Here is a 14,291-nt window from a genome sequence, read left to right on the forward strand (position 1 = left end):
CATTCACCAGGGATACATGGGAGTCAGGCGGTGGCGGAATCGAGGGCCGGCAGTCACATCCTCTGGATTGGAGACGAGCTGGCCCACCGCCAGAGCCTCGAAATCGCCCTCGAACCGCTGGCACATCACCTGATCCAGGCCTCGTCCGGCCAGGAGGCGCTCGAGCACCTGCTCCACCAGGAGTTCGCCGCCGTGCTCCTGGACGTGCGGGTGCTCGCCCCGGCCCACTTCGAGCTGGCGAGGCTCATCCGCCAGCGCACGCCCAGCCCCCACCCGCCCTTCATCGTCTTGAGCGATCCAGGCCTCGAACCGCGGCAGGTCGTCCAGGCCTACGAGGCGGGCGCGGTGGACGTGCTCTTCCGGCCCGTGGACGCGGAGATCCTCCGGGCGAAGGTGTCCGTCTGCATCGACCTGCACACGGCCCACCGCCGCTCGACGGAGCAGCTCCGCTTCCAGGAGAACATCCTGCGAAACGTCCATGACAGCATCATCGTCACGGACTTCTCCGGCCGGATCATCCACTGGAGCCGTGGGGCCCAGGTTCTCTTCGGGTACTCGGTCGAGGAGATGTTGGGCCAGACGCCCGCCATGCTCTACCCGGAGCAGGACACCTCGGGCCTGAGCCGGGATCTGTCCCTGATCCTCGAAGGCAAGGACTTCGTCGGCGAGTGGCGAGGCCGTCGCAAGGATGGCGCCGACATCTGGGTGGACATCACCACCAGCCTGATGCGCGACGCCGACGGGCATGCGATGGGCTTCATCGGCGTGGGCCGCAACATCACCGCGCGCAAGCGGGCCGAGCAGAAGCTGCACTTCCTCTCGGACGCCAGCCGCCTGCTCGAGGACAGCGGGGATGGCGTCGATGCGCTGCTCGAACGCGTGGCCCGGCTCGCGGCGGACTCCGTCGTGGACATCTGCACCGTGGACCTGCTGCAAGAGGACGGCACGCTGCGGCGGGTGACGGTGGCGCACCGGGATCCCCAGCTCTGGCCGCTGCTGCAACAAGGCCGGCGCTTCGCGCATCGGAGCGATTCGATCAGCCGGCTGCACCTGGCCCTGGAGAGCGGCAAGGTGATGCTGTTCACCCCGGAGGACATCGCGCAGTCCACCGAGCACCTGCAACTGATAGAAGCACTCGGCGTCCACAGCATCATCGCGGCCCCGCTGCATGGCCAGCAGCGGCTGCTGGGGTTGATGCTCCTGAGCGCCTGCAAGCCCAGCGTGGCCTTCGACGGGGAGGCGCTGGAGATGGCCGAGGAGCTGGCGCGGCGGGTGGCCGGGGCGCTGGAGACGCGCCGCCTGTTCCGCGAGGCCCAGGAGGCCGTGCACCAGGCGGAGAGGGAGAAGCGCACGGCGGAGATCTTCTCCCGCCTGGGCCTGGCGTTCGCATCGGAGCTGGATCGGGACAAGCTCGTCCAGCGCGTGACGGACGAGGCGACGGAGCTGACGGGCGCGGCGTTCGGGGCCTTCTTCCACAACCTCACCAATGACGAGGGCGAGTCCTACCTGCTGTACACGCTGTCAGGCGTGCCGCGCGAGGCGTTCTCGCGCTTTCCGATGCCGCGCAACACGCGCATCTTCGGCCCCACGTTCGCCGGCACCGCGACGGTGCGTCTGGACGACGTCACCCGCTCTCCGGACTACGGGCAGAATCCTCCCTACCGGGGCATGCCGGAGGGGCACCTGCCGGTGAGGAGCTACCTGGCCGTACCGGTGAAGGGCCGCACGGGCGAAGTGCTGGGAGGGCTCTTCTTCGGGCATCCGGAGCCCGGCCGCTTCCGGAAGGAGCACGAGCAGTTGGTGGAGGGACTGGCGGCCCAGGCGGCGGTGGCGTTGGACAACTCGCTGCTGTACCGGAAGGCCCAGTTGGCGGTGAGCCTGCGGGACGAGTTCCTCCAGGTGGCGGCGCATGAGCTGCGCACACCCACCACGTCGCTCAAGCTGCACGTGCAGTCGCTGCTGCGCGCGGCGAGTGCGGAGGGGCCGGTGGTGAGTCCCGAGAGGCTCCGCACCCGGCTGGAGGAAGTCGAGCGAATCGTCAGCAAGCTGGGCGTGCTCATCAACGAGCTGCTGGACATCTCTCGCATCACGGCAGGGAGCCTGCATGTGACGTGGGAGGAAGTAGATCTGGCCGCGGTGGTGCGCGAGGTGGCGCTGCGGTTCGAGGCGCAGGCGGCCCAGACGCACTCTCCGATGAACATCGCGGCGGAGGCTCCCATCATCGGCCGGTGGGACAAGCTGCGGTTGGAGCAGGTCGTCACGAACCTGCTGAGCAACGCCCTCAAGTACGGCGCGGGGGGACGGGTGTACCTGAACACGAGCGTGGATGGCACCCGCGCGCGGCTGACGGTGAGAGACGAGGGCATCGGAATCGCGCCCGAGGCGCTCTCGCGCATCTTCGGCCGCTTCGAGCGGGCGGTATCCGAGCGTCACTACGGCGGGCTGGGGCTGGGGCTCTACATCACCCGGCAGATCGTCGCGGCGTTGGGGGGCACGGTGCGCGTGGAGAGCACTCCTGGGAAGGGAGCCACCTTCACGGTCGAGCTGCCCATGGCGCCTGCCGCCGCCCGGAAGTGAGCCGTCCTCATAACCGTGGCTCCCGCAGCCCTGGCATGTGACGGGCGGCGTGCAATCGAGACCCGACCCGTGAGATGACTCTCCTGGCTTCCTACGCGTGGAGTAGGCTCCAGCTCCGTTGAGCTCAGTGCTGACTCCACTCGAGGTGTCTCATGGAGAAGGTTCGCCCCCGCTATCTGCATCCGGCCTGTCTTCCCCCAGGAACAGAGGTGGGACCGTGCTGCATGCCGAGGATCCGCGCTTCGAACGCGAGGCGGAGCTGCTCAGGCGCATCCATCACCCAAGCGTCCCCCGCTTGCTGGACTCGGGCCATTGGCAAGCCCCATCCGGCGGCGTGTATCCCCAGCGGCTGCGCCCTTTGCTCGCGGCAGGGGCTCTGATGCTGATCCTGTTCCTGTGCGCGCCTTGAACATGCCCGACAAGCCATTACCCGGGCAGCTGAGACCCAACGCGAATGGACAGTGCCCTGGCTCCCTACAGGTCGCCATCCATGGCGGCTGCTGGTTGAAACTGGATGCCACGGTGGAGGACTGCAAAGAGGAGGGATACGTATACAAGGGCGGGTGTTACGAGCCCAAGTTTCCACCTCAACGCCAGCCGACTTCGACTCCCCCGCGTTCCAAATGAGCCTCCGATGACCGACACCCTCTTCCGCAACTGCCACGCGCTCGTGCCCGGTGAGCGCGGCGTGCCCACCATCGTCCGCAACCAGGACATCGTCGTCCAAGGCAACCGCATCACCGCCGTGCGCCCCACCGGCCAGCCCCCCGAGCCCGGCCTCGAAGTCATCGAGGCGCACGAGAAGCTCGCCATGCCCGGCCTCATCAACACCCACTCCCACGTGCCCATGGTGCTCTTCCGCGGCCTCGCCGAGGACGTCCCCATCGAGCGCTGGTTCAACGAGTTCATCTGGCCCCTCGAGAGCAACCTCTCCGAAGAGGCCGTGTACTGGGGCATGCAGTTGGGTCTCATCGAGATGATCGAGGGCGGAGTCACCACCGTCGCCGACCACTACTTCTTCATGGACCAGGCGGCCCGCGCCGTCGAAGAAGCCGGCACCCGCGCCCACCTCGGCTGGGCCGTGTTCGGCAGCCGGGGCCGCAAGGCGCTCGATGAAACAGCCGATTTCGCCCAGCGCTGGAAGGGCGGCGCCGGCGGCCGCATCACCACCTGCATGGCGCCTCACGCCCCCTACACCTGCGATGACGGCTTCCTGCGCGCCTCCGTCGAGCACGCCAAGCGCCTGGGCATCGGCATCCACATCCACGCCGCCGAGGACATGAACCAGACCCTCGCCAGCCTGGAACGCCGAGACATGACGCCCATCCAGGTGCTGGACAACACCGGAGTGCTCAGCGTCCCGGTCATCATCGCCCACGGCTGCGGCCTGATTCCCGAGGACACCGAGCGCCTGGCCCGCTACCGCGACCACGTGGGCATCGCGCACGCGCCCAAGACGTACCTCAAGCTCGCCATGGGCCTCACGCCCATCCCCTCGCTGCGCAAGGCCCGCATCCCCGTGGGCCTCGCCACCGATGGCGCCGTCAGCAACAACACGCTCGACATCCTCGAGAGCCTCCGCCTCATGGCCCTGATGCAGAAGCATGACGCGAACAACCCCGAGGTGCTCCCCATCCCCGAGGCGCTCGACATCGCCACGCGCGGCAGCGCCGCCGTGCTCGGCATGAGCGACAGGCTCGGGCAGCTCGCCCCCGGCTTCCTGGCCGACATCATCCTCGTGGACACCGGTGGCGCTCACTGGCAGCCACCCCACAACCTCGCCGCTGGACTGGTGTACAGCGCGCGCGCCAGCGACGTGCAGACCGTCATGGTCGACGGCCGCCTCCTCATGCGCGATCGCCAGTTGCTCACCCTCGACAAGGCCCGCGTCCTCTCCGAGGTCGCCCGTCACATGGAGCACCTGGCCCGCCGTGTGCCCGAAGCGCGCATCCAGGTCTACAAGCCGTAACCACGGATCCACCCCTGCGGCACAATTCGAGCCCGGGTGTGTATCTCGCGGTTGATACATCCATCGCACGCGGTTGATACATCCGCTCGGGGGTAGGAACGCGGCTCACAGGGAGAGCCCCTATTCTTTTCGGCTTGCCGTTTTTTACCCTGCGAGCAACGCTTTTTCACCAACTCTCACTGAATGCGAAATCCCTGGCCACCACGTGGATGACCGGGGATCCCGCGCGGAGTTGTTCTCGGTTCATTCTGCCGCCGCGCAGATCATCGAGGGGGACATCCAATGATGCTGCGTGCCGTAGGCCGAGTGCTCCTGCTGGTAGCTGCTCTGGTTGCTGTTTCCTGTGGTGAGAGTGCACCTGATTCACGCTCGGATCCGTCGCCGCGCACGACACGCCAGGAGGTCCGCAGCACCAACAAGGTGCTGATCCTCGGCAGCAGCGTGAACGGAGGGATCAACAGCCGCGAGGCGGACGCCGTGCGCGCGGCATCCTCGACGACACAGATCGATGTGGTGACACCAGCGCAGTGGAGCGCACTGACGGCCACGCAGTTCATGGCCTACAAGGCGATCATCATCGGAGACGCGGCCTGCCAGAGCGGCACGGCGGCGTTCCAGGCGGCCATCGACAACCGCAACACGTGGGGCGCCATCGTGGACGGAGACGTGGCGCTGCTCGCCACGGACCCGACGACGAACGGCACGGACCTGCTGGTGGAGAACGGAGTCCGCTTCGTCCTCAACTCGGTGCAGTACACGACGGGCATGTACGTCTCGCTGGGCTGCGCTTACCGGAGTGCCCCGGGCAACACGCCCGTCCCGCTGCTGGAGCCCTTCGGCAGCTTCCGGGTCCAAGGCCTGTCTCCGTGCGCCGACTCCGGGCACATGTTCGAGATGTACAACAACCTCCTCTCCGACGGGCTGTGGGACGGGCTGCTCGGCGGCGCGGGAGGGTGTGCGGCCCGCTCGGTGTTCACCCAGTACCCGGAGCGCACGTTCTCGTTCGCGGCGCTCGCGATGAACTCCTCCGGGGCGCCGGTGCCCGGCGAGACGACCTACACGGACTACACCTACGATCCCGGCAACGAGACCGTGGTCGCGGGCACGCCGTACATCCTGCTGCGCGGGGCGATGACGCTGGGAGCCGGATGCGGTCTGCCCTATGGCCAAGAGGAGTGCGACCTGGGAGACGGCATCAACGGCAGCCCCGCGGGTGACGGGCAGCCTCCCGAGAGCACCTGCTCGTGGACGTGCCACCGGCAGTGGTGCGGCGACGGACACGTGGACACGGAGTTCGGCGAGGAATGTGACAACGGCATCCACAACGGCCGCAGCCAGGATTCCTCCGCGTCCATCGGCGCCTGCACGTCGTTCTGCAAGATTCCTCAAATCTCGGAGAAGCATCCGCCGACCGCGCTGTGCAAGAACGTGACGGTGGTGGCGACGAACACCTGCGGCATGGCGGCCGACATCAACAACGGCTCGTTCGATCCGGACAATGATCTGGTGGGCTGCACGCAGGGCCCGGCCGGCCCGTACGCCATCGGCAACACGCTGGTGACGCTGACGTGCACGGACCAGGCGAACAACTCGGCCACGTGCACGGGCACGGTGACGGTCACGGACAAGGTGCCGCCGACAGTCACTCTCACCGCTCCGGTGAACCAGTCGGTGGAGTGCACCAAGGGCGGCACGTATACGGATCCCGGGTCCAGCGCGAGCGACCCATGCGAGGGCCTCCTCCCACCGAGCAGCATCACCCGGACAGGCACGGTGAGCGTGGGGGTGCCCAGCACCTATACCCTGAGCTATCAGGCCACGGACTCGGCGGGGAACACCTCGGCCATCGCCACGCGCTCGGTCACCGTCGCCGACACCCTGGCCCCCACCCTCACCCGCATCGGTGGAGACGTCACCCGCGAGTGCGGCAGCAACTTCGTCGAGCCTGGCATCACCGCCAACGACCAGTGCGACGGCATGCTCACCAACAAGATCGTCCGCACCGGCACGGTGAACACCGCCGTGGTGGGCACCTACGTGCTCCGCTACAACGTGAAGGACGCGGCCAACCACCCGGCCGAGGAAGTCCTTCGCAACGTCACCATCCGCGACACCACCGCGCCCACCGTCACCCTCAACACACCCTCGCCCCAGACGGCCGAGTGCGGCACCGCCTATGTGGATCCGGGCGCCACCGTCACGGACACCTGCGCCAGCTCGCTGACCGCTGTGGTCAACACCAGCAACATCAACATGGGGGCGAAGGGCATCTACACCATCAACTACAAGGCCACCGATCCTTCCGGCAACACGGGCTACTCCTCCAATCGCACCGTGACCGTGAACGACACGCTCGGGCCCACGGTGACGCTGGTGGCCCCGGTGAACCAGCCGGTGGAGTGCACCAAGGGCGGCACGTATGCGGATCCGGGCTCCAGCGCGACCGACCTCTGCGAGGGGGCCTTGCCGCAGAGCAACATCACGCGCACGGGCACGGTGAGCGTGGGGGTGCCCAGCACCTACTCGCTGAGCTACCAGGCCGCGGACTCCCTGGGGAACACCTCGGCCATCGTCACGCGCTCGGTCACCGTCGCGGACACCCTCGCCCCCATCCTCACCCTCACCGGCGGGGATGTGACTCGCGAGTGCGGCAGCAGCTTCGTCGAGCCCGGCATGAGCGCCAACGACCAGTGCGACGGCGTGCTCACCAGCAAGGTCATCCGCACCGGCACCGTGAACACCGCCGCATTGGGCTCCTATGTGCTGCGCTACAACGTGAAGGATGCGGCCAACCACCCGGCCGCGGAAGCCACTCGCACCGTCAACATCCGCGACACCACCGCGCCTACCGTCACCCTCAATACTCCTTCTCCCCAGACGGCCGAGTGCGGCGGCACCTACGCGGATCCGGGTGCCACGGCCACCGACACCTGCGCCGGCCCGCTGACCGCGGTGGTCAACGCCAGCAGCATCAGCATGGGCACGCCGGGCAGCTACAACATCAACTACAAGGCCACCGATCCCTCCGGCAACACGGGCTACTCCTCCAACCGCGCCGTGACCGTGAGCGACACGCTCGCGCCGACGCTGACCCTCAACGGCCAGGCCACCCTGGCCCAGGAGTGCGCCGCCGCGTTCAACGATCCGGGCGCCACGGCCATCGACCAGTGCTACGGCAACCTCACGAGCCAGATCGTCAAGACGGGCACGGTGAACACCGCGACGCTGGGCTCCTACACGGTTCGCTACAACGTGAAGGACCCCAACAACCTGGCCGCCCCCGAGGTGACTCGCACCGTCACGGTGCGTGACACGCTCCCGCCGGTCATCACCATGAACGGCCCGCCCACCCAGACGCTGGAGTGCGGCAGCACGTACACGGATCCGGGCGCCACGGCGGCGGACGCGTGCGCCGGTCCCGTGACGGTGGTGCTCAGCACCTCGGCCAACCCGAACGCGCCGGGCAGCTACCTCATCACCTACACGGCCACGGATCCGTCGGGCAACAAGGTCACCCTGTACGGCGCTCGCACCGTCACGGTGAACGACACGCTGCCTCCGACGCTGACGCTGCTCGGCTCGGCCAGCCAGGCGCTGGAGTGCGGCACGCCCTACAACGACCCTGGCGCTAAGGCCAACGACGCCTGCTACGGAGACATCACCAACCGCATCGCCCGCACGGGCTCCGTGAACCCCGGCAGCCCGGGCAGCTACAACCTCGTCTACACCGTCTCGGATCCCTCGGGCCGCAGCTCTCCTCCGCTCGCGCGCACGGTGAACGTGTCGGACACGCTGCCGCCCACCCTCACGGTGCTCGGCTCGGCCAACCTGCAGCATGAGTGCGGCACGCCGTACACCGATGCGGGCGCCACGGCCACCGACCTGTGCGCCGGTACCCTGCCCATCACCACCACGGGTTCGGTGAACTCCGCCGTCATCGGGAACTACTCGCTGGCCTACTCGGCGGCCGATCCCACGGGCCACCGGGTGAGTGGCGGCCGGGCCGTGGCCGTCCGGGACACGCTGCCTCCGCAGATCCAGCTCAACCCGGGGCCCTCCGTCCTGCCCTGCAATGGCGCGCCCTATGTGGATCCGGGCGCCACGGCCACGGATCTCTGCGCGGGCAACCTCACCTCGCGCATCGTCACCAGCAGCAACCTGGATCAGACGCGGGCGGGCCAGTACGCCATCACCTACAGCGTGTCGGACAACACGGGCCACACGGCCACGGCGACGCGGCCCATCACGGTGCAGGGCGCGGCGATCCACCTCAACGACTTCAACCTCTTCCTGCTCGAGGACTACAGCGGCGGCCACGACGTGCAGGGGAAGATCGCCGTGGGCGGCAACCTCTCCATGACGAACTTCACCGTGGGCGCGGGGCAGCCGGCGAGCGACATCGCGAACACCCTGGTGGCGGGCGGCAACCTGACGCTCTCCCACGGCGGCGTCTGGGGCGACACCTGGTACGGAGGCACCTACACCCCGGACTCGGACGTGGTCATCCACCGAGGCACGCTGGCCAAGGGCACCCCCATCAACTTCGCCACCCGCTTCTCAGAGCTGAGGACGTTGACGTCGCAGTTGGCGAACATGGTCATCAACGGCACCACGACCAAGGAGTCCTGGGGCGGAGTCGTCTTGAAGGGCACCAGCCCCACGGTGAACGTCTTCGAGGTGAACGCCACTGCCTTCTCGGGCGCCACCAACCTGTCCATCACGGCGCCGGCCAACTCGCTGGCGGTGGTGAACATCCGAGGCACCTCGGCCTCGCTGAGCAGCTTCAGCATCACGCTCAACGGCGGGCTCGATCAGAGCACCGTGCTCTACAACTTCCCCGAGGCCACGACGATCAACGCGCAGGGCATCGGGTTCCGGGGCACGGTGCTCGCGCCCTACGCCCGCCTCACCTTCAACAACGGGAGCTGGGACGGCGGCATCTACGCGGTGTCGATGACGGGCAGCGCCGAGGGCCACATCAACCCGCTGCCGGATCAGGGCTTCTGCCAGTAACGCCTCGGGCGGCGGCCTGGAGCCAACTGGTATGACAGGCATACCAGTTGGCTCGAACCGCGCCCGGAAGGGGGCATCCTGGGTTGGCGCCCCGTCCTGCAGGGGCTGACCTGAAGGGACTCAGGAACTCGGGTAGCAGCCCGCCTGCCGCGCACGCTCGCGCACCAGCGTGAGAACGAGTTCACAGGTGGGCATGGGCCGGCCCACGAGTTGTCCCAGCTCGACCACGGCTCCGAGGAGCGCGTCGATCTCCATCGGCCGGCCGCGCTCCAGGTCCTGGAGCATGGATGTCTTGTGGGCGCCGACCGCCGCCGCTCCCGAGATGCGCTGATCGATGTCGATGAGGAGGCGGGCGCCCACGGCCTCGGCCACGGCCTGGGCCTCGGCCATCATGGTGCGCGCCACCGTCCGTAGATCACCCTGGGTCGCCAGCCGGTCGAGCGGCGCTCCTGTCAGCGCCGACAGCGGGTTGAACGCGAGGTTCCCCCAGAGCTTGACCCAGAGTTCATCGCGGATGCGAGGACGCACCGGAGCTTTCAGTCCGGCCTGGATCATCAAGCGGGACAGAGCCTGCACTCGAGGGCTCTTGCTGCCATCGGGCTCTCCGAGGGTGAAGCGATCTCCCTCGACATGGAGGATGACACCCGGCTCGACGACCTCCGCCGAGGGGTACACCACCGCGCCAATGACACGGGATGGGGGGAGCACCTCCCAGAGCCTGCCGCCGGGATCGACGCTCTCCACCCTGCGATCGCGATACGGGCCATCGAGCCCGTAGAAGTACCAGTAGGGAATGCCGTTGATACCGGTAACGAGCGCGGTCTCAGGCCCCAGCAGCTGGGCGATCTGGGGCGCCGCAGCTGGCAGCGAGTGTGCCTTCAGGGTGACGACGACGTAGTCCTGGGGGCCGGCCTCCGAGGGCTCGCTCGTGCAGCGGGGCCGCAGGGTGAGCGTCTCGCCATCGCTCTTCAGCGTGACGCCTCGGGTGCGCATGGCCTCCAGGTGCGCTCCGCGCGCGATGAAGGTGACGTCTGCCCCGGCCTGGAGCAGCTTCACGCCAAGAAAGCCGCCGATGGCTCCGGCTCCGAAGATGGCGATCCTCATGCCTTGAGTCCCAGGCGCTCGGCCAGGCCAATGCGTTGCAGTTTGCCCGTGGGCCCCTTGGGGATCTCCGTGAGGAAGACGATCTGCCGGGGCACCTTGAAGTCCGCCAGCCGGGTAGCGGCGAACTCGCGGAGTTCCCGCTCTCCTATCGTCATGCCCTCCCGGAGCACCACGGCAGCGGCCACATCCTCACCCAGCTTGGAATGCGGCATGGCGAAGGTAACCACCTGCTGCACGGCGGGGTGATCCATCAGCACCGTGTCGACCTCGAGCGGGCTGATCTTCTCGCCACCCCGGTTGATGATCTCCTTGAGCCGGCCTGTGAGCCGCAGGAACCCCGCCTCATCGAGCGTCCCCTGATCTCCCGTGTGGAACCAGCCGTGTGTGAAGGCCTTGGCGTTGGCCTCCGGGTTGTTCTCGTAGCCGACGGTGACGTTGCGGCCGCGGATGACGACCTCACCCACTGCGCCGGGAGGCAGCAGGTGTCCCTGCTCGTCCATGATGCCAACCTCTGGTCCGGCGGCAATGCCCACCGAGCCCGCGTAACGCGGCCGGGGTGGCAGCGGGTTCGAGGCCATCTGATGCGAGGCCTCGGTCATCCCGTAGCTCTCGATGACGGGCACACCGAACGTCTGTTCGAGTGCCTCCATGACCTGCGGCGGGAGCGACGCGGAGGAGGAACGGATGAAGCGAAGCCTCCCGCCCCGGAGGCTGTCGGCGTTGCGGCCCGCGCGCCCGAGGATTGCCTGGTGCATGGTGGGCACGGCCGTGTACCAGGTCGGACGGATCTCTTCGAACCAGGAGAAGAACTTCAGGGCGTTGAAGCCCGGGGTGCACACCACGGAGCCACCCGCCGCGATGCTTGCCAGCACCGCCGCGATGAGTCCGTGGATATGGAAGAGCGGCATGATGTTGAGGCAGACATCCCCGCGCCCCAGTTGAAGCGTGCGGCCGATGTGGCCCGCGGAGGCCGTGAGGTTGAGGTGACTCAGCGGCACCAGCTTGGGCCTCGATGTCGTTCCCGAGGTGTGGAGCACGAGGGCCACATCCTCGGGTGCGGCGAGGCCCGCTCGCGCCGGTGTTCCAGAGAGAGGACGCTCGGGCCGGAGCGTGAAGCTGCCGGAGGGGCCCTGGGACTCGGGAACCAGCTCGACGACCGGGATGCCTCGGGCCGCGGCAACGGCTCGGGCGGGGCTCTCCATTCCCTCCTGGACGACGAGCACCCGTGCGTTCAGGTCCGTGAGATAGAACTCGAACTCCTGCGCCTGATAGGCGGGATTGAGCGGCGCCGTAGTGGCGCCACAGGCGATACAGAGGAAGGCCGTGGCCATCTCCGGCCCGTTCGGCAGCACCAGGGCCACACGGTCCCCTCGGCCGATGCCCATGCCGTTCAGGGCCGCCACCGTGCTCCGGGCCAGGCGTCTCAGGCCTCCATGGCTGAGTTCCACGCGGCCTGGGGCTCCGATGGCGACATCGTCCTCGGCGCCCTGCTCCATGAGCCCTGCGATCGTGTCCTCACGATCCATGTCGATGCTCCTTCACTGCAGCCAACACTCCCTCGACAGGCGAGACGACACCCGAACCTCCGCGCCATGCGAGAGCGTCCAGTGCCGTTCTCCCCGTCGAAATCAACATGGCGGAGCCCATGCGCATTGGCTAGTCATCCGCGTCATGAAAGCGTACGAACTCCAGAAGACGGGCAGCATCGAGGGCTGGGTACAGGTGGACAGGCCGGACCCGAAGCCGGGCCCCGGACAGGCCCTGGTCCGGATCCGAGCCGTCTCGCTGAACTATCGCGACTGGGTCATCGCTCGGGGGAGCTACCGCCGAGGCCTGCCCGACCTTCCCCTGATCCCCGTATCGGACGGCGCTGGCGAGGTGGTCGCCGTGGGTGAAGGCGTGACTCGGGTGAAGCCGGGGGATCGCGTGGCGCCCACCTTCTTCCAGACATGGACGGACGGCCCACAGACGCCGGAGCGCACGGCCCGAGCACTCGGCGGGAACATCGACGGCGTGCTGGCGCAGCACGTGGTGCTGGATGCGGAGGGGCTGGTGCACCTGCCGGACTACCTCTCCTTCGAGGAGGGCTCGACGCTGCCGTGCGCGGCCGTCACCGTGTGGAACACGCTGGTTCTCGAGGGCAAGCTCCAGGCGGGACAGACGGTGCTGGCGCAGGGCACGGGGGGTGTCTCCATCTTCGCGCTGCAGTTTGCGCGGATGCTGGGAGCGCGCATCATCATCACCTCCAGCCATGACGAGAAGCTGGAGCGTGCACGGCAGCTCGGCGCGAACGAGACGCTCAACTACAAGAAGCACCCCGACTGGGAGCAGAAGGTCCTGGAGCTGACGGGTGGACAGGGCGTGGATCACATCATCGAGGTGGGCGGCGAGCAGACGCTCCCGAAGTCCCTCCGCGCGGCGCGGCCCGGCGGGCACATCCACCTCATCGGCCTGCTGAGCGGTGCTCCTGGCAAGCCGGACGCGGCCCAGGGCGACTCCAAACAGGTGCAACTCCACCCCGTCTACGTAGGCAGCCGCGTCATGTTCGAGGACATGAACCGGGCCATGACTCCTCACCGGCTGAAGCCGGTCATCGATCGGGTCTTCCCCTTCGATCAGGCACGAGAGGCCCTGCGCTACATGCAGGAGGGCGCGCACTTCGGCAAGGTGGTCATCTCGGTCTGAGGTGGCTCCCTCCGAGGATGGGACGTGCGTTCCGGATGTGGCGCACTATGCTGCGCCCGTCTCGCGGCCACGTGTTGGCCGTCGCTCCAGGGGGGATGCCATGAGTGAAGGTGACGCGACACGCGGTGCGGCGGACATAGAGAGCGCGGACGCCGAGCTCGTGGATCAAGCCATCCGGCGGCTGCTCGAAGGGGATGTGCAGGGAGCAGCGCGGCAGTTGCTGGACGTGGTGTCGCGAACTCCCACCCCCTATGTCTACCGCTTCGAGCGAGACGGCACGCTGCACATCAAGTTCTGGGACGAGGAGGAGTTCACCCTCTTCTCCACCCAGACAGGTCATCCGACGCAGATCGTCTGGCTGAAGAGCGCCTACCCGCGAGCGTACTACTACCTGGGCTTCATCCAGGTGAAACTGGGGAACAACGCGGACGCCATCCGCTGGCTGGATGCGGGCATGGCGCTCGAGCCTGATCAGCCGCTGTTCCAGTTGGAGAAGGCCAAGGCGCTCTCGGGGATGCGGCAGCACGAGCTGGCGCTGGCCTTATATGAGCAAGTGGCGCAGAAGGGACCCGAGCTGCGCGTCCGCATCCGAGCCGCTGCCCTGCGAGGCAAGGGCTTCCAGCTCATCGAACTGGGCCGCCTCAATCCGGCGGAGCAGGCCTTCCGAGAGTCGCTGGAGCTCGACCCGGAGAACCCCATCGCGCTCAATGAGCTCGACTACATCGAGCACCTGCGTGCGGGCGGCTCGCAGGCCCCGACCGAGACCGTGCAGGCGAAGCTCTCGGGTCCCAAGCAGTGCAATGCCTGCGGGGTTTCCATTGCCGAGACCGGTGGCACGGGCCGCAACATCGGAGGTCAGATGAGCTGGCTGTGCAGAACGTGCGATGCGAAGCAGCCGCCGCCCGCGCCCCCGAAGAAGTGGTGGCAGTTCTGGAAGCAGTGA

At 67.7% G+C, this 14,291-nt stretch carries 7 protein-coding genes; 5 read left to right on the top strand and 2 right to left on the bottom strand.

The window, feature by feature from the left end; all coding sequences use genetic code 11:
- Positions 1–30 precede the first annotated feature (30 nt).
- The 3 genes from KY501_RS39955 to KY501_RS39965 all read left to right on the top strand — a co-directional run bounded on the left by KY501_RS39955 (position 31) and on the right by KY501_RS39965 (position 9,559).
- Entirely contained in the window at positions 31–2,577 is a 2,547-nt protein-coding gene (locus tag KY501_RS39955) for an ATP-binding protein (protein WP_224369157.1), read from the top strand.
- Positions 2,578–3,211: 634 nt separating this feature from the next.
- Positions 3,212–4,546, top strand: coding sequence for an amidohydrolase (locus KY501_RS39960; RefSeq protein WP_224369158.1), 1,335 nt, complete (start codon positions 3,212–3,214; stop codon positions 4,544–4,546).
- Positions 4,547–4,828: 282 nt separating this feature from the next.
- Entirely contained in the window at positions 4,829–9,559 is a 4,731-nt protein-coding gene (locus KY501_RS39965; protein ID WP_224369159.1) for an immunoglobulin-like domain-containing protein, read from the top strand.
- A 120-nt stretch (positions 9,560–9,679) separates the two neighbouring features.
- On the opposite strand, the gene KY501_RS39970 is transcribed toward KY501_RS39965, so the two are convergent.
- Together KY501_RS39970 and KY501_RS39975 are read right to left on the bottom strand one after the other, a co-directional pair.
- Positions 9,680–10,663: a 2-dehydropantoate 2-reductase gene (locus KY501_RS39970; protein ID WP_224369160.1), complete on the bottom strand. Its 984-nt coding sequence runs from the start codon at positions 10,661–10,663 to the stop codon at positions 9,680–9,682.
- Positions 10,660–12,189, bottom strand: coding sequence for an acyl--CoA ligase (locus KY501_RS39975; protein WP_224369161.1), 1,530 nt, complete (start codon positions 12,187–12,189; stop codon positions 10,660–10,662). Before KY501_RS39975 ends, KY501_RS39970 begins: the two co-directional genes overlap by 4 nt.
- Positions 12,190–12,334: 145 nt before the next feature.
- On the opposite strand from KY501_RS39975, the gene KY501_RS39980 reads away from it, so the two are divergent.
- Both KY501_RS39980 and KY501_RS39985 read left to right on the top strand, forming a co-directional pair.
- On the top strand, positions 12,335–13,348 hold the full coding sequence (locus tag KY501_RS39980) for a zinc-dependent alcohol dehydrogenase family protein (protein ID WP_224369162.1): 1,014 nt from the start codon (positions 12,335–12,337) through the stop codon (positions 13,346–13,348).
- Positions 13,349–13,448: 100 nt separating this feature from the next.
- Entirely contained in the window at positions 13,449–14,291 is an 843-nt protein-coding gene (locus KY501_RS39985; protein WP_224369163.1) for a hypothetical protein, read from the top strand.

Source organism: Hyalangium versicolor (assembly GCF_020103695.1).
Taxonomy (GTDB): Bacteria; Myxococcota; Myxococcia; order Myxococcales; family Myxococcaceae; genus Hyalangium; species Hyalangium versicolor.

Excerpts from the sequence above, each read along its gene's own strand:
- KY501_RS39960 (WP_224369158.1), top strand. The coding sequence starts at position 3,212 with ATGACCGACACCCTCTTCCGCAACTGCCACGCGCTCGTGCCCGGTGAG.
- KY501_RS39965 (WP_224369159.1), top strand. The coding sequence starts at position 4,829 with ATGATGCTGCGTGCCGTAGGCCGAGTGCTCCTGCTGGTAGCTGCTCTG.
- KY501_RS39970 (WP_224369160.1), bottom strand. The coding sequence starts at position 10,663 with ATGAGGATCGCCATCTTCGGAGCCGGAGCCATCGGCGGCTTTCTTGGC.
- KY501_RS39975 (WP_224369161.1), bottom strand. The coding sequence starts at position 12,189 with ATGGATCGTGAGGACACGATCGCAGGGCTCATGGAGCAGGGCGCCGAG.
- KY501_RS39980 (WP_224369162.1), top strand. The coding sequence starts at position 12,335 with ATGAAAGCGTACGAACTCCAGAAGACGGGCAGCATCGAGGGCTGGGTA.
- KY501_RS39985 (WP_224369163.1), top strand. The coding sequence starts at position 13,449 with ATGAGTGAAGGTGACGCGACACGCGGTGCGGCGGACATAGAGAGCGCG.